We start from the raw sequence: 19,651 nt of genomic DNA, 5'->3' as shown, positions 1-19,651 counted from the left end.
GGTCTAGGACACCTTTGGCGTGTGGGAGATACGCGGGTCGAGCCACGGATAGAGCAGGTCGACCAACAGGTTGACCAGGACAAACGCCGCCGCCGACACCGCGACAATCGCGAGCACCACCGGAATGTCCTGGCGCAACACCGCTTCCTGGGCCAGCCGGCCAATGCCGGAGCGGGCAAAGATAGTTTCCACCAACACCGCACCGGACACCGTGTTGCCGACCTGCAGGCCGATCAGTGTGAGGATCGGCAGCGCAGCATTCTTGAACCCGTGGCGCGCCTGTACCTGACCACGGCTCAGGCCCTTGGCGTAGGCGGTGGCGATATAGGACTCTTTCCAGACCCCCTGGAAGCTGCGTTGCAGCACCTGGGCGTACACCGCCGCGCTCGGAATCGCCAGGGTGATGGCAGGTAGCACCAGGCTTTCAACGCCCCGGCTGCCGGTGGCGGGGAACCAGCCGAGGCCGAAGGCGAACACCTGGATCAACAGCAGACCCATCCAGAACACCGGCACCGAAAAGCCCAGGGACGGCAGGCGCGCCAGGACTTTTTTCAACGGTTGCCAGCGGATATAGGCGGTCAGGTAGGCCAGGCCGATGCCACCCAGCAGCGACAGCACGATGGCCAGGCCTGCCAGGGACAAGGTCTGCGGCAAGCGTTCGGCAAGCAGCTCGGCCACCGGGCGGTTGAGCGAGAGTGACTGGCCAAAGTCTCCCCGCAGTGCGCCCAGCAGCAGGTCGAAATACTGCTCGAATAAACCCTTGTCGAGTCCGTAATAAGCCCGCGCCTTGGCCAGGTCTTCCACCGACAGCGAGTCTGCTTCCATGCCCGAGGCACTGAGCATGATTGATAAGGTGTCACCCGGCAGCAGATACAGGATGAAATACGTGATGCTGTAGGCGCCCCACAGCACCAGCAACGCTTGTCCGCCGCGACTGATCAGGTAACGGCTCATGGCGTGGCAATCTCGATATCACCCAACAGCGCGAAACCCTCGGCAGTCCAGCGGAAGTTTTTCACCTTGGGCGAGGTCGCGGCCTGCCACACGCGCTCATACACCGGGAACGCCGAGCTTTCATCGATCAGCAGATCCTGCAGGGCACCATAGGTTGCGGCGCGCTGTGGGCCTTGGGTCGCGGTGATACCGGTATCGAACAAGCCCTTGGCTTTTTCCAATACCGCCGGTTCATAGGTGTTGGTGGCCACCGTGGAACTGTTGGCGCTGCGCGGATCGAGGATGGTCTGCAGGATGATCGGGTCGGCACGGGTCATGTAGTTGATCGTCAGGTCATAGTTACCCGCTGAGTTGTTGGCGACCCATTCGGCGCGGGTGACCACGCTGAGTTTCAATTCGATGCCGACCTTGCGCAGTTGGTCCTGGATCAGTACATCGCCGGCAGTTTCGGCCGGGGTAATGTTGTAGCTCAGGGTCAGGCGCCTGGCGTCTTTTTGTCGATAGCCGTCCGCACCCTTGGCCCAGCCGGCTCGATCCAGCAGTTGCTCGGCGCCCGCCGGGTCATAGGCGAGCTTGTTGCCCTGGCTTTTGAAGTAAGGTGTGGTCACGTCGAAAATGCCGTCCACCACCGGGAACTCGGCGTTGTAGACGGTGCTGGCGTAACTCTTGCGGTCGAGGGCCTTCTGCACGGCTTGGCGCACTTGCTGGTCGGCCAGGATGCGTCCGCCACGGGTGTTGGGATAAAGATTGAGTGCAGGACCCGGCAGCGAGCGGCTCTGGATGGTCGCGCCCTTGGACTGAAACAGCTTCAGGTCAACCTCCGAGAACGGGTTACGCGGCCACAGGATGTCGGTCTTGCCTTGCAGGAACAGGCCGTTGCGCACGCTTTCTTCGGGGATGTAGCTGATCTCTACCGCATCCAGGTGTGCCTCGCCCTGGTTTTTCATATTGGCCGAAGCCCAGGCGTAGCCCTTGCGTTTGGTCAGATGAGCGCCGATTTCCGGCGTGTAGCTGGCCAATACGAACGGCCCGGTGCCAATGATCTTGCCCAGCGAGCGCTCTTTCACCGTCAATGCATAGGAGGCGGGCGCGAGGATCGCCAGGTTGGTGGTGGACGTGGCTTGCAGGAAACCCGCGTTGGGCTTGGACAGCACCAGCTTGACGGTGAAGTCGTCCACCACCTCGGCATGGTCGTAACCCGCCAGGTAGGTGGCGCCGAAAGTGGCCGGCAGTTCGGTGGCCAATGCTTTGTCACTGTCGAACGCGGTTTTCACCGCCTTGGCATCGAAGCGCTCGCCGTTGCTGAAGGTGACGTTGTCACGCAGGTGAAAGGTGTAGGTCAGTGCGTCATCGCTGACTTCCCAGCTTTTGGCCAGCCAGGGAATGATCTTGCCGGTGTCCGGATCCTGGTCAGTCAGGGACTCGGCGACATTGCGCAGCAGCACGCGGTGTTCCAGCCAATACACCTGGAACGGATCGACACTGACCAGCGTGGTGTTATCGCCGAAGAATGCGATGTTCAGGGTCTTGCCCGCCTGGGTGTCATTCCCGGGCGAGCAGGCGGTGAGGCTTAACGCCAAGGCGCAGGGGGCCAGCAGACGGCTTATCAAGTTGGAGGTATTCAATGGGGTGCCCTCATGTGGCGTTTGGATCAGAAGTCGTAGGCGAGCTTGGTGTACCAATAGCCGCCACCGGGGTAGAACGGCGGATTGCCGTAGGCGGCCAGGCCGAGGTTGCTGTACACCGCGTGTTTGTCGGGGCGCACATCGAAGATGTTGGTGCCGCCGATGCTCACGGTGAGGCTGTCGACGAAGGTGTAGCTGATGTCCAGGTCGGTGATCCATTTGGCGCCGAAGCTGCGGTCACCGGAGGGGTTCACTGCGAGTGTCTTCACCGCACCGTAACGGGCGGTTTGCAGGTTGACTGCAAGGTCTTCGACCTTCCAGTTGGCGCCCAGGATCCATTTGGTCTTGGGGGACGCGTCGGTGAGGTCGCCTTCACGGTCACGGCCCACCAGGGTCACGCCTGAACCAGCCAGTGCCGCCGGCGTGTCGCGGGTGCCTTCAATGGTGGTCTTGTTCCAGTTGAACCCCAGGCTCCAGCGCACATTGCCCCAGGCGTCCAGAGGCGTGGTGTGGTCGGCGACTACGTCCAGGCCCTTGGTGCGGGTGTCGAAGGCGTTGGTGTAGTAGTTGACCCAGGTGCCAGTGGGCGCACCCTGGGCGGCGAGGATGGCGTTGATTGCGCCATTGCCACGGTCGTAGATGTTACTGGTCAGCGCGATGCGGTCGTCGATGTCGATCAGGTAGGCGTCGGCGGTGATGCTGGTGTGTGGCGCCGGTTGCCAGGTCAGGCCCAGCCCGAGGTTGCGCGACTTCTCCGGCTTGAGGTCATCACCCCCGAGGGCCTTGGCCAGGTTGCTGCCGGACGGCGTCAGGCGCGTCACCGCCGGCACCACGTTGCCATTCACATCGGTCGCTACCCGGTTGTCGGCCACGGTGTAGCCGATCTGGGTCAAAGAGGGCGCCCGGAAGCCGGTGCCGACGGTGCCACGCACGGCCACGGTATTGGTCAATGCGTAGCGCGAGTTCAGTTTCAGGCCAAAGGTGTTGCCCGAGTCGTCGTCGTAATGTTCGACGCGACCGGCGACGTCGAGAAACCACCGTTCGGTCAGGTCGAAACCCAGGTCCAGATAGCCCGCGTAGTTATTGCGGATCAGGCTCACTTCGTCTTCAGGGCGAATCGTCACCGCTGCCTGCGCGCCGGAGGCGGCGGGGTAGGTCCCGGTGATATAGGCCTCGCGGTCTCCTGCGAAGGTACTGAAATGCTCCCAGCGATGTTCCAGGCCCGCCGAGACCTGCACCGGCGGTGTCAGGTTGAACAGGCTGTCATAGCGGCGGGTGAAGTCCAGGTTATTGACCCACTGCTCGAAGCGGAAGGTCGCCAGGTTGTCGAATTTGGTCGGCGACGCGATGCCCAGCGACGGGTTGATATTGAGGTCGCTGGAGTGGTGCACGTTATTGCGTCCGTAGGTGGTGCTCAGGTCCCAGTTCCAGTCGGCCACCAGGCCCTTGGCGCCGAACAGCAGTTGGTAGTCGCGGTCCTTGATGTTGTTGAGTGGGAAGTACCCGTCCGGAAATACTTCAGGCACTGCGGCCGTGCCGGTCGGCAGACGGAAGTAGTTGGCGGCCTCGGCATCGCGTTCGCCGTAGGTGGAAAACGAATACAGCGTCAGGTTTTCCAGCGGTAGTTCGGCGTTGTACGCCAGGTTGAAGGCCTTGAGATCCGGATCGCCGTTCTTGATCGCGACACGGTCCCAGGTCGCTTCCTTGGCAGGATCGTTGAAGGCCCTCACGCTGTTGTCCGCCTTATCGTTCCAGGACGCGCTGCCGCGCTTGCGCGCATCGGCCGAGAGGTGGAAGAAGCCGCCCTGGCCAAGTTCGAAGCCCTGATCACCTGCGACCTTGATGGTCTCGCCCTGACCGGAATACAGCTGGCCGTAACTGGTTTCCAGGTGGCCGCCACTCTTGGCGTTCTTGAGGATGATGTTGATCACACCCGCCACCGCGTCCGAACCGTACTGGGCGGCAGCGCTGTCTTTGAGCACTTCGATATGGTCCACCGCGCTGACCGGGATCAGGTCGATGTCCACCGCATTCGCGCCACTGTTATCAATCGAGCCGCGCTGGCCGGTAGCGCCGTTGTGCCGGCGCTTGCCGTTGACCAGCACCAGCGTGTAGGCCGGGCCCAGGCTGCGGTTGCTCAATGGGCGGGTGACCGAGTTGTAGCCGGCAATGTTAGTGCCGAAGTTGAACGAGGGCAGCAGCTTGGCAATCGCCTCGGACAGCTCGGCGCGGCCGGTCTTGAGTAACTGGTCGCTGTTGATCACGTCGATGGGCGCCGGGCTATCGGCCACCGTGCGTTCCTGACCGCGCAGGCCGGTAGAGATTACTGTCACCGTGTCGAGCCTGGCGTATTCGGCGAAGGCGGGCGCCGCTGCCATGAGCATTGAGCTGGCCAAGAGTGACAGGTGAAATGTGTTAAGGGAGGTGGGGGATGCGATGTCTGGCATTTAGGCAACCTGGAGGAGGCTAGGGGATACGTCCTCCGCCAGGTATGGGGTCGGTGTGTGAAACGAAGGTATATCTATAAAAAAGAGCTTGGAAAGTCTTTTTTGGAATAAGCTAATTATTAAATATTGTTATTTTTATAAATTATAAAATCAGCTATTTTTATTATTATGGTTCGCGATACCTCCAAGGTATTCTTTCAGACCCATCCATGTTGGACGGTCGCAACACCCGGCGGCAGCCTGAGGCCAACACTTGTGACGTGCGCGCTACCCTTGGTTGCCGGTTTGGTGAACAAATGCGTAGTTCACAACCGTCAGCAGATTCTGGACGATAACCCAGGCCATAAATATAAAGGCTAAATAGGTCAGGCCCACAGCGACTCCCCGGAAGACAGGTGTCTGCCACTCTCCCAGATCATGAAACTTCCAGAATTGATCTTGTAACAGACCTCCTGGTTTGTGGGTGAGCGGCGTATGCCATGCGACTTCTTTATGTTCTTTCGAAACATCAAGTCCATCTACATAATCAGACAAATGCTCCTTACCCTTACCGTGCTCCGCAAAGCTTCTCCATGAAGAATGGTCTTTTATTAGTTGAGGGCATTTAAATTGAAAGATTAAGTTTGATAGCACAAAGAAAAAAGCACTCAAGTAAAAGCAGAAAAATGAAAAGGGCAGTTCCATTTTAATTGGAATGGGTTGGCCTGCGATCAGGAAATTTACTTCTGCGGGGACTTCACTGAGTGCCTTTGCCAATATGGGTACGATGAACAGCCACACATACAGCGACTTGACGGCACCGGTATTGTGGATGTGGCTTATTTGGCTCCATTTTCTGTTGAATATCTTCACTTTGACTCCGATGCTGGATTTGTTGATGACGGTAGACAGTTCTGCTCACCGTGTATTGACGCTGATTCTATTTTCTCGATTTGAACGCTAATTGAGAACGGGCTCGTGGTCATGACTCTGGTTTCATAACCTTCGTAATCAGTCACTGAGCCCACGGCGGCATTCTCAATGCGAAGGCCATCTTCAAGGCAACTACTGCTGCCGATACGAGTGAATAATAAAGGGCTTTCCTTTAGGATCTTTTTCTTCTAGCGTTATTTCGTTTTCCTCGATGGAGACGATACGTGCTTCGCCAGAGGATCCGGATGGATAAGCATCACTGAGGTTGGGCGCCGAAGCCCCCAACAGCGTTGAGACGAGGACTACGGGTATATCCTGGCCGTCAAGAACGTAGGACTTGGGCGCGGTTTTTATATTGTCCAAGGTAAATGAGAAAATCCTGGAGTCAGCTGTCCACGTGCCAGCACCATAAGCGTTGTACTCAAATTGATAGGTTTTCGACTCCACTGAGCCGGCAACCGTTATTGTGCCGGCAACGTTGTATTTTCCGTTCTGGAAGTACTCAGTCATGCCTTTGAATGTAAAGGTCCCTCCTGTGATTGGATAGGCGTAGTTGCTTTCCCATCGCCCGAAGAAACTCTGGTTGTGAGACACAGAGGTGTTTATTTCTTTTAGCCACGAATAAATCGCAGCAGCACTCGCGAGCACTGCGAGAACGCTTCCAAGCATTATCCAGATGTTAGCCAGTTTCTTCCGGTTGATGGTGAGGCTGCTCATGAGTGTTCCGCTTCCTTGAGGTATGGGTCGATGCTGCATTGCCCGTATCGGCAGATTGAAAAAAAAATTAAGGAACGACCGCCAAATCTCCGGCAACGATTCGCCCGTGCTGGCGTTTCTTGGCCCCAATGGTGCCGGGGCGACCACAGGCCGCGCGGTTTGGCAGATTCAGTTCCCCTGAACTATCGTATTTTTAGATGGAAGTCCCTGCCATTTCAAAAAATCTGAACCTCCTGGCCGCGCCTCAAACCTAACCACCTATAACCAGTAACCGGGAGGTTACGTCATGCAAGTAACCTATTTTTGGATTGGCCTGATGATTATTCTGCTGGTGCTGGACCTAAGGGGCATTAATAGCGTTTGGCCTAGCGATAACAGCACAGTCAGCAAGGCGGGTTGGACGGCACTGGTCCTGGCGTTGCCGTTAGTTGGAGTGGCTATGTGGGGTATCGCGGGACCGCGCGGCATCACCGAAGGTCCATCCTCTCCAGAACATAGTAAAGGCTGAGCCTTGGGGGCCGTATGAAGGAGCCTGTCCATCGGGATCTGCACAGCCGCAGTTACCCTGTTGATGAAGACATGGCCTTGCAACGCAAGATCTGGTGCTTCGAGCGAGTGGGTTGGTACGGTTTAGTTGTGTTGATCGGGCTCACCTTGGCAGGGTTGTTTTCCAAAGGGCCGCTGAGCAGCGCAGAGGCACTCAGTGCCGATGGACAATTGCGCGTCGAGTACCAGCGGTTCTTGCGCAATGGCTCATCCGATGAATTGATCGTCCATCTGCGGGGCAAACCCCGCGAACCGGTTGAAGTCGAAATCAGTGGGGAATTGTTGCGCGGCTTTGAAATTGAAATGCTTCAACCGCAGCCACTCAAGTCGAGTGCCGCGGGCGAGGGCATAAGGCTGTGGGTGCTCAGCGACAACGCGGGGCAAGCTATCGTGCACCTGACGGTGCGCAGCGACGGTCTGGGCAGTTTCGCGACGCGCGTTTCGCTGCCAACCGGCACTTCATTGGGCTTCTCACAGTTCATCTATCCCTAGGGGGCATCATGGATTCGGTTTTACGAGCAGCTGCTATCTACATGGTGTTGATGATCCTGTTCAAAGTCGCTGGCCGGCGTTCGCTTGCGGAATTAACCACCTTCGACCTGGTGTTGTTGATGGTCATCGGCGAGGCGACCCAGCAGGCGTTGCTGGGCAACGACTTTTCGCTGACCAATGCGGTGCTGGTGATCGCAACGCTGATTGCAATAGACATTGGTTTCTCGCTGGTCAAGCAGCGTTCACGTTGGTTTTCACGGCTGCTTGATGGCGGCCCGACGATAGTGGTCGAGCATGGCACTGTGCTGCATGAGCGACTCAAGCGTGCGCGGTTGGATGAAAGCGATATTCTCGAAGCAGCCCGATCCGCTCAAGGCATCGTGGAGATCCATCAGATCAAATTCGCGATCCTTGAACGAAACGGGAAAATTTCCATCATCCCTAGCGAATAGATCCAACGTCAACGACGTAAGCGGCCTGAGACGGCAAAGCGCGACGACAAATCGGAGGACCTCGCCAGCCCTTATTCCGACAGGGCTGGCAGCTACTTTCGCTTCGCACGATGGATGCGCGTCCACTCTTGATAAGCGGCAGTGCGTTGTGCATCCGCAATTTTCTTGGCTTCGATGAAGCGCGCCCAGGTCTGCGCATCGCCGCTATAGGACTTGATGATTTCGTACGCTTGTGCATCCAGTCGGTCGGCTTCGAAAAACATCTCGCTATTTCGCGCGACCTTGTCATCCAGTGCTTGTCTTGTCGTATATCCCAGCGTCTGGGTGGTCATCATGTGAGGACCTCCGACCACTGCACCTGCGTCGCGGCGCTCCAGCGTACCTGCGTAATGCCGTATTTTTCCGCCATGGGTTTGGAAACACGCTTGATTGTGTGCTGGCCAAATTTGGGGATGAAGGCGACACCTGCATCGCAACTGGCCCAATGCCAAGCTTCGGCATTGTCCATTTTCGGCGCACGAACGATGAAGGACTTTGGTTCACCGTGAAGCTGATATTCAATAGTAAATAGAACGTCGTGTTTCATGAGACCTCCTTATGCTCATGAACTAGAGATATTTGACGTCAAAAAAATTCAAAAAATCGTCCGGCCATTTGCTGTTGCTGAGCTCGGGCGTTTATGACGACTCAATCGTCTACTGTAAACGTTACCCAGCCGGGCGAATTGATTTGCGTCATGACATCCTCCTATCACTGGTCTTGCGATAGAGAAGAGCCGGTAAATGTTCAATCCGAATGACTGAGTGGTGCGTTCAGTGCTGATGGGCCGTTGTAGTCGGATCGGTGATCTGAATAACGGTACCCCGTTGCCATGCGTCCGCACCGGGGGCGATGGGTGGCGTAACTATATCGACGCGAGTCTTCTTCTTTTCGGTGCTGTCGATACCCATTCGCTGATCGCGCTCGGCGACCATCCGAGGGTCGGCCTGTCCATCGGTGGTAAACCCCATCATAAGTTGCGGCGCACCCAGTGGCAGGCGTTTGTGGAGATCGGTATGCCAGGTATGCCAGGTCTTACCGTAGGTATGTACCAGTTTTTCCATCAAGGCGTGCTCAGCCACTTCGGGGATCCCCGGCGCAACCAGTTGTCCTGATTTCACTTCATGCACATGGCTGTGCCAAAGCGCCTTTTCAGGGGCAGGCAGTGTGTTGAATAACTGCTCGCTGATGATGTATTCCACGCCCATCAACTTGGCATCCTTGCGATTGCCGTCGTAGATCACGCATTGAATCACCTCTTCGCTGAGAACCGCGCAGTAGTGATGCGCTTCCATCTGCACGTCAGGATGGCCGTTATAGAAGTGAAAACCGTCCAGATAGGCGTTCAATGCATCAACAGGCGGACGAGATTGGAGCAGGGCTGCACCGGCCTCCAAGGTTCGGGTAGATGGGGTAATGGGTTTGCCGGGTGTGCCCACATTCGAGGGGGAATTATTGCCGGCGCAGGCGCTTAGCAGGGTAAAGGTTGCGGCCAAGGAAAATGACTTGGCGGTTCTGGCTGTCTTGGTAACCATTGTCGTAGGTTCCATCCTCTTGCCTTCTCTCATGAATTGATGAAGTCAGGTTCAACGCTGTAGACGTTGGAAACCCTGACGCCGTGCACGTTCAAAACACTTTCGCTTGAACATTGATTGATTTGAAAGGTCGGTTTTTAGAACAGGGTGATAGCGCAATCGCTCGTGCGCAGGAGCAATTATCATGTTTGTCGCCGCTTCTACCGTGGAGTACCTCAAACGCAATCGAATGGTCATTACCACGGCCGAGTCTTGTACCGCAGGAAAAATTATCACATTGCTTTCGGAGGTCGACGGAGGGGGGGTCATGTATTGAGAGTGGTTACGTTGTCTATTCGCCAGAAGCGAAACAGCGACTATTAAAAGTACGCGAGTACACCATAAATACTTTTAATCTCACGAGCTGTGAGGTTGCTCGGGAGATGGTTCTCGGGGCGCTGGACGACAGTCCTGCAGATGTCGCTATAGCGACGACAGGCATACTGGGTCCTGATGCGATCGATGGAATACCTCCTGGAACTGTTTGTTTTGCCTGGGCCTATCGAGTAGGGCGAGGTATGAGCGTGTTCAGTCGAAAGGAACGGTTCATGGGCTCGCGCGAGCAGGTTCAATTGGCGGCGTCCATCCATGCCCTGAAATCGCTGCCGCATTTTCACCAGTTAGCCATGGCGGGTAAGCGCGCTTAACGATCTCTGACCCACAGCGTGCGAAGGGCACCGCAGGATCAATGGCAAACGGATGTGTATGTTCCGTATTCGCGGCCATGTTCAGACCACTTTGTACGTCAACCACGCCCCCCAGAAGAGGCTGCTGAAGAAACGGGTAGCGTCTCCAAATCCGGCGTCATGCAAGAGTTTTTGAACCGCCGCCTCGGAATGTGGAGGATCAGCGCCTTGAAGGATTTTTCCAAGCTTGATCTTCACTTCATCCACGCTGGCTCCATGCTGCCGCCATCGCTGCCCCCAGGCCGCAAGCAGTAACGGCTGGCTGGCATACGCGTAATGATTCCCCGCGACAATAAGCGGCGCACCCGGTTTTAGATGAGCCCGAATGGATCGTAGAATTTGTCGCTTGGCTTCATCTCCATCGAGATGATGGAGTACACCGATCAAGGTCGCTGCGTCGTATGACTCGTCTGCTGCCAGGTCTTCAACTTGCCCAAGATGCACGGCCGTTCTTTCAAGCAAGTTGTTTGCCTCTAACTGCTGTTTTGCTGCCTCCAGCATCGGCTCGGATGGGTCAACGGCCGTGAAGCGCCAACTCGGTTCAAGCTTGGCCATCGCAATAATTTCCTGCGCCGTACCGCCAGCGCCAACGACCAGTATTTTTGCCGAACGTGTATTGCCCAGGCTTGCCGCCAGCATGCATGCAGCCAAGTCTTGGCAGGCGTCATATCCAGCGAGTGCAATACGGCTCTGGCGTCCGTACTCTTCGGCTCGTGAGGTATCAAATTTGTCAGCTTTGTTGAGAAGGGATGATTTCAAGGCGGTTCTCCATGTCCTGAAATCAAGCTACGCCAGATGCAGTAATAACAAAAATTCATTAATTTTATGCAGCGTATTCCTGTAAGGAATGTATGGCATTGAAAATGCTGTTTGCTTGAGCTAATTGAGCCTCTTGTCGACAGTCAATTCTAGGTAGGTTCCGGTTTTTCGCGACTGACTACAATCGGCCAAAGCGTCCGCTCGGTACTTAAGAAAGCCAGGAAGATTCATGGCTTCTTGTAATGAACATATTTACTTGGTGATTAATGAGTTTTTTCTTATCGCCACTTCTTTCTTGCCGCCCGCCGTTCTCGACTACTATTCATGCCGAATGGATATTACCTACACCATGGAGGGTGGGACATGCAGAAGCGGATAATCATTGTCGGCGGTGGCATGGGCGGCACGATGCTTGCCAATCAACTAGTCACCAAGCTCTATCCTGAAATTCTGCGGGGGGAGTTGAAGATCGTCCTGCTCTCTAACTCTGAGGAGCACTTCTACAAACCCGCTTTCATGTACGTTGCGTTCAATCTTTTTTTTCAGGAAGAGCTCAAACGTCCAGAACGCTCATTGTTACGCCCGGAAATAGATTTTCAAGTCGACGAAGTGATTCGTTTTGACTTCGCCAGACAAGAGCTGAGAACCCGTAGTGGTAAGCGTCATGGCTATGATTTTCTGGTGATTGCCACCGGTTGCGTACCTGCTCCGGAACGTATTGAAGGTCTCAAGGAGGCCGGCGACCACTTCTACCAATACGAACCAGCGCGACAATTGGCTCAACGTCTAAGCGCCATTAAAAAAGGTCGAATTTTTATCACGGTTTCTTTTCCCGAGACCCCCAATGTACCGCATCAGTGCGGCATCGCTCCCGTCGAAACCACGTTGATGCTTGATGACTTTCTTCGTCGTCGCGGCGTCCGAGACAAGGTAGAAATCATTTACACCTATCCCACCACGGCCCAATTGTTGCGCAATTGTTTATTCCTGCAGCGACCCACCGGCGAGATTTTGCCGGAGATCTTCGAACAGAAGAATATTCGCTTTCAACGGGGGTTCACACTGAGCAGAGTCGACCCGGAACAACGAATGGCTTATTCGCAAGAGGGGGACGAACAGCCGTTCGACATTCTGATGGCGACCCCGCCGATTCGTGCAGTTGACGTGGTGCTTGAGTCCGGCGTTTCACAGGCTCAGAACAATGAAGGCTGGCTGCCGACTGATCATGAGACGTTACAGGTCTATGGGCTCGAAGGCGTTTATGTGATCGGCGACACGGTCGATCTACCCGTCAGTAAAGCGGGTGGGGCTTGTCACAACCAGGCGCCGGTGATCGCCAACAATATTGCCGCTGAAGTCCGCTTGGGTAGCCCCAATGCAGTGTATGACGGGCGTGTCCAAGCTGTGGCGCAGATGGGCCTAAATGCTGGAATGCCACTTTGGTACGACTATGCCCACGACGTGAGGCCGACCCCGCCAACCAAACTTGGTGGCCTTCTGCGCAATGGATTCAACCGCGGCCTTTACTGGGCTGTGGCTCGCGGATTGATTTGACCCTACACAGGCAAGAGTAAATACACATGGATGTCTTTAATGAGTCACCCGCAAAGGGTGCAGATGTTAATACCGACCCGCTAGACCACAATTCTGGGACCGAGGCCTTACTGGACAAACTGAAACCGCTTCTGGAGGGTGGACGCTTTGATAACCTGGTCGACCTGCTGGCACTGATCTGCGATACCGTCGACCTGCTTGACCAGGCGACAGTGGAAAAACTTGCCCGGTTGTTCGAGAGCACCACCGTCGTCACCTGGAGTCTGGGCAATGCGCTACGCATGGCTACCGCCGAGACTGCAGCAGAGGCGGTGCCTCCCAACCTCTTTGGGTTACTGTCGCTCCTACGCGAAACGGACACCCGCCGTGGCGTGGCACTGGTCCTTAGAACCTTGAATGTCATCGGAAGACAACTCTGATCGGAAGGAATCACGCATGAACAAGCCTCAGCCGCAAGCAGTTACAGAGCCTTGAGACATGCTGCACCAATAGCCAGATTTATACCCTTGAGGCCAAGAGACAGTTTTTGAAACCCGGTTCAAAACTTCTGTTAACAGTCGACATCACGACATGCACGCAGGCCTTATCTGCATTTTCCAGAGCAACGCTGGACAGCAGTCTGCGCAGGGTGGTTCGACAGAGGTGTTGCAAACAAGTATGTCGGGTTCGGGATTGCTACGGCACTGCCATTACTTCACTCTCACTGTTCATTTTTGTACGGGGTAGAGCATGGACTGGAGTGATGTGCGGGTCTTTCTCGCGATTGCCCGCAGCGGGTCATTGGGCGCTGCCGCCAAGCTGTTGGGTGTTAGCCATCCGACTGTGGGGCGGCGCTTGCAGGTACTTGAGCAGTCCAGTGGCCAGCCCATTTTCCTACGTACCACCCAAGGACTGGTACTGACCGACAGCGGAGAGAAGCTGCTCAGCCTGGCGCAGGCAATGGAGCAAAGTGCGTTGGCGATCGAAAGGCGCCTGGCGGGCGACAGCGCACAGCCAGAAGGAGTGTTGCGCATTTCTTGCGCAGACTGGTTTGCCTGTTATGTGCTGGCCCCCGTCCTGAGTGAACTGGGGCGACGTTACCCTCTGATCGTGCCTGAGGTTATCGCCGGGCATCGATTGTTTGACCTGGCTCGTCGCGATGCCGATATCGCGTTTCGAATCGTCCCTTTCACCGAACCCGATATTGTTCACCGCAAGCTGATCTCCCTGAACTATGGGTTATACACGGCCGTCGGATCTGCTGACCCCGAGCCACAGGGCGAAGGGGTTGGTTTGATTACCATGAGTGTTGCCCAGTCTCATTATCCCGATGTGCAGTGGCTGCAGCAGCGATACCCTCTGGCGCGTACCGTATTCACCAGTAGCAGCCGCACAATCCAGGCGCAAATGTGCGCGCAGGGGCAGGGCGTTGCCGTATTGCCCCGCGCCCTGGGTGACTCATTAACGGCGCTGCGGCTGATTGATTCGCGCGAGCCGCCACCGGGCCGCGACATCTGGATGGGCTACCACCAGGACATGCGCCAGATGGACAGCCTTCGTGCTCTTGCCGACCTTGCTTCCATCATGATCGGCAATCAGGCAAGCGGTTGACTCACTCTGCTGGGCGCATGGCCGCCGTTTGCAGCTCTGCAGCAGGTTGGCGCGCCAGGGTAAGGCTCATTGCTGCGCCTACCGCCAGGCATGCTGCGATGCAGAGTATGGAGACGGTGAAGGCGTGGGCGATGGCAGCCGCGTCCGTATCCGTGCCTAGAAGGGTGTAGAAAATGCCGCCTATTATCGCCACGCTCAGTGACGTGCTGATTTGCAGGGTGGAGCTGGTAATGCCTGCAATCATGCCGGAGTATGCGGGCGCCACACGTCCTGTGATCATGCGCATCAATGTCGGAAGGGCCAATCCTTGTCCGAAACCGATCAGAAACAGAATGACGGCAAGTGGCAGCGCAGCGGGGCTGACGGACGATGGCGTGTGCGCCACGAGCCAGGCCAAGAGCACAAACCCCAATACTTCAAGCCCCATCCCGACCGGATTGACGTATGCCCCCAGAAAACGCTTGAACCGAGGAGCGCAAAGCGGTCCCAGCAAAAATCCCGCGCCGAAAGGAAGGAAGACGAGGCCTGCATTGAGTGGGCTCGTGTGCAGCGCTCCCTGTAGATAAATGGAAAGCAGCAGGAAAAACACGCCGATCGCGTAAAAGGTCAGGGCGACGAGCAGTGACCGGGCCAGACCGGGCGCGCGCAGTGCGGCAGGGTTGAGCAACGGAGCGCCTTGCGCTTGATGCAAGCGGGTTTCGTAGTGCCAGAAGAGCCAGGCCAGCAGCGGCACCGCCGCAAGCGACAACCAGGCCCACAAAGGCCAGCCCGCTTCACGCCCCTCAATCAGTGGAACGATCAGAGCCGCAAGCGTCACCATGGATAGGACCGTTCCGCCCAGATCCAGCGTGCTGGTCTGTTGCGCGCGGGTTTCCTTGACGACGGGAATGGCGATCAGAATGACCAGCAATGCAATCGGTAAATTCACCAGAAATATCGCCCGCCAGCCCAAGTTCATCAGGTTGAGCGAAATCAATATTCCACCCAGTGCCTGGCCGACTACCGAGGCCAGGCCAAACACCGCGCCATACAGGCTCAGCGCCAAGGGCTTTTCGGACTCTGGGAATATCGCCTGCACTGACGCGAGGGCCTGAGGCGCCATGATGGCTGCCGTCACGCCTTGCAGCGAACGTCCGGCGATCAACACCCAGGGTGACTCGGCGACACCGCAGATCAGTGAAGCAATGGCAAAGCCAATCAGGCCAACGAAGAACATTCTCATGCGGCCAAAAATGTCTCCAAGTCGTCCGCCGGTGATCAGTGTCACGGCATAAAGCGCCGCATAGGAGGAGATGATCAACTGTTCGGCAGAGGAAGCCGTGTCAAGCGAGTGCTGAATTGAGGGCAGCGCTACGTTGACGATGAAAAAATCCAGCGGCGGTAAAAATGCACCGACCAGCAAGATGGCGAACATCAACCAGCGCCGTGGTTCCGGGAGGGCGATATTTGTCTGAGGCATAAGGGCTCCTTCCTGAAACCCTTCGGTTCCAGGATATTCTCGATTGCGGGTCATGCTCTGAATCAGCTGGCTCAAATCTAAACGATCAAACCTTCGTTGACGCCTCACATAATTGAACGGCCAATGTTCATTTTTGGCAGTGCCGCTCAGTGCCTGACTCCTCGCAAAATGGCCGCACTGTGGTTCCAGTTGAGCCACACAACCGAGATTGAGGAGTCAGATATGTCAGGTAAATTCGCTGATCAGGTTGCCGTTGTCACAGGCGCATCCACTGGGATCGGGTTTGCGATTGCGCAGGCGTTGATTGCCGAGGGAGCCAAGCGCGTTTACATCACCGGGCGCTCGGCGGCCAAGCTGGAGGAGGCAGTGTCCAAGCTTGGCGATAGAGTGGTCGCGGTCATTTCCGATGTCGCCCACCAGGCTGATCTCGATAAGCTCAAGGCGACGATTGAGGCGCGCAACGATCAGTTGGACTCCGTGTTTGCCAACGCGGGGATTTGCGAAAAGAACCCGCTGGGCGAGACCACCGAGGCAGCTTATTTCAACATGTTCGACATTAACGTAAAGGGGGTCTTTTTTACCGTTCAGACGTTAATGCCGTTGTTGAAAAATGGTGCTTCGATCGTTCTGACGGCCTCTATCTGCTCCAGCAATGGCATGGAGGGACTGAGCCTCTACAACGCATCCAAGGCCGCAGTACGGTCCTTCGCCAGGACTTGGGCCAACGAACTCAAAGGTCGCAAGATTCGAGCGAATGTTCTGAGCCCTGGCTTCACCCGCACGCCTCTAATGGATAACGGCTTGAGGATGAGCGAAAGCGACATTGCCGCGCTACGCCAACACGTCGAGCAGATCACTCCGCTGGGGTATATGGCCCAACCTGAAGAAATCGCCTCGTCGGCGCTGTTCCTTGCATCTGCCGATGCGAAATATGTCAACGGTGTAGAGCTGATGGTCGATGGCGGCCTGTCGCAGATCTGAACACGTGCTCAACCGTAGCGCAGCCCTCGTAGAGGGTTGTCTCTGTCGCTTTTGCGAAGCCTCAGCAGGGAAAACCTCATCATGACCATTGAAGAACTGACTATGCGACTGCAAGCACTGGAAAGTCGCGTCGCCATCGAGTCGCTGATCAGCGCCTACGCCAACGCGTTCGACCGTATTGATGTGTCGCTTCTGAGCGGAATCTGGCACGAAGAATCGACACTGGATCTACCGGGTTTTGGCAAGGCCGGTAATCGTGATGAAATTATCGCGATGGCGCAAAACAGCTGGCGCCAGATGCCACATATGCACCACTGGATGGCCAACCCACTGATTGAAATCGAGGGTGACAGCGCGGTGGGTACGGCGGCTGCGGATTGCCTGTTTCATGACATTGAAAAAGGTCCGGTTCAAGTCAGTGGGCTGTACCACGACAGGTTTGAACGTCGCGACGGAAAATGGGCGTTTCTGTCTCGTCGTTTTGAACTGCATTTCCTGACACCGTTGAAAGATTGGGTACCCGTAGCGGGCGATGAACAGTACGCAGTAAACCAACATCAGAGCCTGAGTACGCTGTCAAAGGGATGACATGTTTGCATATGTTCAGTGAGAGGCGCGAACGGCAAGCCTGTACGCTGATGTCGCTCAAGCTGCAGGGAATGCCAGCGAAAAACGGATAATCCCGGGCTTTGGCTGTTCGACACGCACGTGACCTTCATGCAGTTGCATGATTGCCACGACGATGGCGAGGCCAAGGCCGTAGGAGTCAGAGCGCTGGTGGCGAGACGCATCGCCGCGGTAAAAGCGGTCGAAGAGTTTGCCCAGGGTTTCGTCACTCAGCACAGGTCCGTGGTTTTCCACCTCAATCCGGGCACCGCCGTGGGTTTCCATTATCCGCATCAAAATCTCGGTGCCTTCGCAGGCGTAGCGAATCGCATTTGCCACCAGGTTGCTCAAGGCTCTGCGCAGCAGCAAGGGGTCAGCGAGCACGTTGCCATCGCCTGTTATCTGGAAGGTCATCTGCCGCTCTTCAGCCAAGCCTTCAAAATATTCAGCAATGCGCTGTGATTCGTCACGCAGTGATAGTTTTTGGCGCTCCACCACCGCTTGCGTTTCATCGGCGCGCGCAAGGAACAGAATGCTTTCGACGATGCGGGAGATCCGTTCGAGCTCCTCAAGATTCGAAGCGATGAGTGCCTGATAGTCATCCTCGCTGCGGCGCTGGCGAAGGGCGACCTGGCAATGCCCCATTAGCGATCCCACCGGCGTGCGAATTTCATGGGCAAGGTCGGCGGAAAATTGCGTCAACCGCTGGTAACCCTGGGCAAGGCGATCGAGCATCGCGTTGTAGGCGTCACTCAGCTGTTGCAGTTCAACCGGCGTATCAGCGCTGTCCATGCGGCTGTGGAGACGCTTGGGCGTGATGGCTGCCGCATGTGCGGCCATTCTGCGCAACGGGCGCAGCCCTCGACGCAGTACCAGGTAACCCAACAACGCTGTCGCTAAAAAGGCAAGGGCAACGGCTAGGTAGATACGTTCGCGATACGCCGCGAGCATAGCCATTTCCTTGCCCATGAGGTGCGCGGCCGTCAGTCGGACTTCGCGCCCACCCGATGTCGTGACGACGGTAGCGGCGCGCAGCATTGTTCCCGAGTCGGTCACGCCGCTGCGCAGGTCACTGGCGCTCAGCTTTGTATCCTGGCCGATCACGGGCAGTTCAGGCAACGTGACGTTCAGTGGATTTACGCGGATGACCGGTTGCTGTCCGGGCTCTTCAATGATGAAGATGTCGTCTTCGCTGTCGAGCATGTTCTTGAAAATCTGCGGGCTGTCGCGCAGTTTCTCGATGGCGAGTTCGTAGTGCAGCAGCTTGCGAAAGTGCTCCAGACGGCCCATGACTGCGTGATCGCTGTATACCAATACCGAGGCTTTCATCGTCTGATACAGATAAACCCCCGCACCGGCCACGGCCAGCATCGCTACCATGGAAAACGCCACGGTCGATCGCAGGGTCAGAGAGGGTTGGCGTCGGGACCGCATGGCCTCACCTCGCAGACATAGCCGATACCGCGAATGGTATGGATCAGTTTGTTCGGGTAAGGCTGGTCGACCTTGCTGCGCAGGCGCTTGACTGCTACGTCCACCACGTTGGTATCGCTGTCGAAATTCATGTCCCAGACTTCCGAAGCGATCTGTGTCCTGGACAGCACATCGCCTGTCCGGCGCAGAAACAGATGCAGCAGGGCGAACTCCTTGTTGGTCAGCACGATTATTTGCTGTTGGCGTGTGACGCGGCGCCGCACCAGGTCCAGCTCCAGGTCTGCGAGGTGAAAATGGTCGGCTTCGCGCACTACACCGCGACGCAAAATGGTGCGGATGCGTAACAGCAGTTCGGTAAACGAAAAAGGCTTGACCAGGTAATCATCGGCGCCCAATTCCAGGCCGCGAATGCGGTCATGCAATTGGTCGCGCGCGGTGAGGAAAAGCACGGGTACGTCTTGTCTGGCGCGCAAGAGCTCAATGATCTGAAAACCGTCAATCCCGGGCAGCATCACATCCAGCACGATCAGATCGTAGCTTGTATGCAAGGCCATGTGCAGGCCGTCGGCACCATGCTGGGTCCAGTCGACGTTGTAACCGGACTCGCCGAGCCCCTTTTTGAGGTACTCACCTGTTTTGGTGTCATCTTCGATCAGCAGGATATGCATCGTGAGGCGCGCTCGGGTCTCTTCATGACGGGATTCAGCCCGCGACATCGGTATCTCGGCTGTGCAGTGTAACGAGATGAGCCGGCGCAGTTGGTTACATTTCTGTCATTCATTGGAGTGGGCTGGCGAATGACAAAAATGTCATTCGGCGGTCAT

The 19,651-nt window shown here is 56.4% G+C and carries 20 protein-coding genes and 1 pseudogene; 9 read left to right on the top strand and 12 right to left on the bottom strand.

Features of this window, described 5'->3' with window-relative positions; all coding sequences use genetic code 11:
• Nucleotides 1-3 precede the first annotated feature (3 nt).
• The 5 genes from LVW35_RS15475 to LVW35_RS15455 all read right to left on the bottom strand — a co-directional run bounded on the left by LVW35_RS15475 (nt 4) and on the right by LVW35_RS15455 (nt 6,655).
• Nucleotides 4-954 (bottom strand): ABC transporter permease, encoded by a 951-nt coding sequence (locus tag LVW35_RS15475; RefSeq protein ID WP_233890957.1) that lies wholly within the window; start codon nt 952-954, stop codon nt 4-6.
• Complete coding sequence (locus LVW35_RS15470; protein ID WP_233896488.1) at nt 951-2,561, bottom strand: ABC transporter substrate-binding protein; 1,611 nt, start codon at nt 2,559-2,561, stop codon at nt 951-953. The genes LVW35_RS15475 and LVW35_RS15470 overlap by 4 nt, the downstream gene beginning before the upstream one ends.
• Nucleotides 2,562-2,605: 44 nt before the next feature.
• A complete protein-coding gene (locus LVW35_RS15465; protein WP_442799560.1) occupies nt 2,606-5,026 on the bottom strand; it encodes a TonB-dependent receptor plug domain-containing protein in 2,421 nt (806 codons plus the stop codon).
• A gap of 267 nt (nt 5,027-5,293) precedes the next feature.
• Nucleotides 5,294-5,878, bottom strand: coding sequence for a hypothetical protein (locus tag LVW35_RS15460; RefSeq protein WP_233890955.1), 585 nt, complete (start codon nt 5,876-5,878; stop codon nt 5,294-5,296).
• 192 nt (nt 5,879-6,070) lie between these two features.
• The gene (locus LVW35_RS15455; protein ID WP_233890954.1) at nt 6,071-6,655 is read right to left on the bottom strand and encodes a hypothetical protein; all 585 of its coding nucleotides are present in this window, start codon (nt 6,653-6,655) and stop codon (nt 6,071-6,073) included.
• 286 nt (nt 6,656-6,941) lie between these two features.
• Here LVW35_RS15455 and LVW35_RS15450 point away from each other — a divergent pair, with 286 nt between their 5' ends.
• From LVW35_RS15450 to LVW35_RS15440, 3 genes are read left to right on the top strand one after another with little or no spacing between them, the layout of a single operon-like run.
• Entirely contained in the window at nt 6,942-7,163 is a 222-nt protein-coding gene (locus LVW35_RS15450; RefSeq protein WP_233890953.1) for a hypothetical protein, read from the top strand.
• A 14-nt stretch (nt 7,164-7,177) separates the two neighbouring features.
• Nucleotides 7,178-7,693, top strand: coding sequence for a hypothetical protein (locus tag LVW35_RS15445; RefSeq protein WP_233890952.1), 516 nt, complete (start codon nt 7,178-7,180; stop codon nt 7,691-7,693).
• 8 nt (nt 7,694-7,701) lie between these two features.
• A complete protein-coding gene (locus LVW35_RS15440) occupies nt 7,702-8,145 on the top strand; it encodes a DUF421 domain-containing protein (protein ID WP_233890951.1) in 444 nt (147 codons plus the stop codon).
• A gap of 92 nt (nt 8,146-8,237) precedes the next feature.
• Here LVW35_RS15440 and LVW35_RS15435 read toward each other — a convergent pair whose 3' ends face one another.
• The 3 genes from LVW35_RS15435 to LVW35_RS15425 form a co-directional block, all read right to left on the bottom strand.
• On the bottom strand, nt 8,238-8,477 hold the full coding sequence (locus LVW35_RS15435) for a hypothetical protein (RefSeq protein WP_233896487.1): 240 nt from the start codon (nt 8,475-8,477) through the stop codon (nt 8,238-8,240).
• Nucleotides 8,477-8,731 (bottom strand): DUF6555 family protein, encoded by a 255-nt coding sequence (locus LVW35_RS15430; RefSeq protein WP_233890950.1) that lies wholly within the window; start codon nt 8,729-8,731, stop codon nt 8,477-8,479. Before LVW35_RS15430 ends, LVW35_RS15435 begins: the two co-directional genes overlap by 1 nt.
• 226 nt (nt 8,732-8,957) lie before the next feature.
• On the bottom strand, nt 8,958-9,719 hold the full coding sequence (locus LVW35_RS15425; protein ID WP_233890949.1) for an OBAP family protein: 762 nt from the start codon (nt 9,717-9,719) through the stop codon (nt 8,958-8,960).
• 184 nt (nt 9,720-9,903) lie between these two features.
• On the opposite strand from LVW35_RS15425, the pseudogene LVW35_RS15420 reads away from it, so the two are divergent.
• Nucleotides 9,904-10,405, top strand: a pseudogene (locus LVW35_RS15420) (CinA family protein).
• An 81-nt stretch (nt 10,406-10,486) separates the two neighbouring features.
• Here LVW35_RS15420 and LVW35_RS15415 read toward each other — a convergent pair.
• Nucleotides 10,487-11,203, bottom strand: coding sequence for a class I SAM-dependent methyltransferase (locus LVW35_RS15415; protein ID WP_233890948.1), 717 nt, complete (start codon nt 11,201-11,203; stop codon nt 10,487-10,489).
• A gap of 363 nt (nt 11,204-11,566) precedes the next feature.
• Here LVW35_RS15415 and LVW35_RS15410 point away from each other — a divergent pair, with 363 nt between their 5' ends.
• The 3 genes from LVW35_RS15410 to LVW35_RS15400 all read left to right on the top strand — a co-directional run bounded on the left by LVW35_RS15410 (nt 11,567) and on the right by LVW35_RS15400 (nt 14,347).
• Nucleotides 11,567-12,757, top strand: coding sequence for an NAD(P)/FAD-dependent oxidoreductase (locus LVW35_RS15410; RefSeq protein WP_233890947.1), 1,191 nt, complete (start codon nt 11,567-11,569; stop codon nt 12,755-12,757).
• Between the two features lie 26 nt (nt 12,758-12,783).
• Complete coding sequence (locus tag LVW35_RS15405; protein WP_233890946.1) at nt 12,784-13,176, top strand: hypothetical protein; 393 nt, start codon at nt 12,784-12,786, stop codon at nt 13,174-13,176.
• A 310-nt stretch (nt 13,177-13,486) separates the two neighbouring features.
• Entirely contained in the window at nt 13,487-14,347 is an 861-nt protein-coding gene (locus tag LVW35_RS15400; RefSeq protein ID WP_233890945.1) for a LysR family transcriptional regulator, read from the top strand.
• Nucleotide 14,348: 1 nt separating this feature from the next.
• Here the strand turns inward: LVW35_RS15400 and LVW35_RS15395 are convergent, their stop codons facing one another.
• On the bottom strand, nt 14,349-15,806 hold the full coding sequence (locus tag LVW35_RS15395; protein ID WP_233890944.1) for an MFS transporter: 1,458 nt from the start codon (nt 15,804-15,806) through the stop codon (nt 14,349-14,351).
• 222 nt (nt 15,807-16,028) lie between these two features.
• Here LVW35_RS15395 and LVW35_RS15390 point away from each other — a divergent pair, with 222 nt between their 5' ends.
• Together LVW35_RS15390 and LVW35_RS15385 are read left to right on the top strand one after the other, a co-directional pair.
• A complete protein-coding gene (locus tag LVW35_RS15390; protein WP_233890943.1) occupies nt 16,029-16,787 on the top strand; it encodes an SDR family oxidoreductase in 759 nt (252 codons plus the stop codon).
• Nucleotides 16,788-16,868: 81 nt separating this feature from the next.
• Entirely contained in the window at nt 16,869-17,375 is a 507-nt protein-coding gene (locus LVW35_RS15385; protein ID WP_233890942.1) for a nuclear transport factor 2 family protein, read from the top strand.
• Between the two features lie 57 nt (nt 17,376-17,432).
• On the opposite strand, the gene LVW35_RS15380 is transcribed toward LVW35_RS15385, so the two are convergent.
• Entirely contained in the window at nt 17,433-18,827 is a 1,395-nt protein-coding gene (locus tag LVW35_RS15380; protein WP_233890941.1) for a heavy metal sensor histidine kinase, read from the bottom strand.
• Nucleotides 18,800-19,495 (bottom strand): heavy metal response regulator transcription factor, encoded by a 696-nt coding sequence (locus LVW35_RS15375; protein ID WP_233896486.1) that lies wholly within the window; start codon nt 19,493-19,495, stop codon nt 18,800-18,802. Before LVW35_RS15375 ends, LVW35_RS15380 begins: the two co-directional genes overlap by 28 nt.
• Nucleotides 19,496-19,651: the final 156 nt, after the last annotated feature.

The sequence above is a fragment of the Pseudomonas sp. HN11 genome (assembly GCF_021390155.1).
GTDB lineage: Bacteria > Pseudomonadota > Gammaproteobacteria > Pseudomonadales > Pseudomonadaceae > Aquipseudomonas.
The sequence above is the reverse complement of the archived record's forward strand: the minus strand, read 5'-3'. Positions and strand labels throughout refer to the sequence as shown.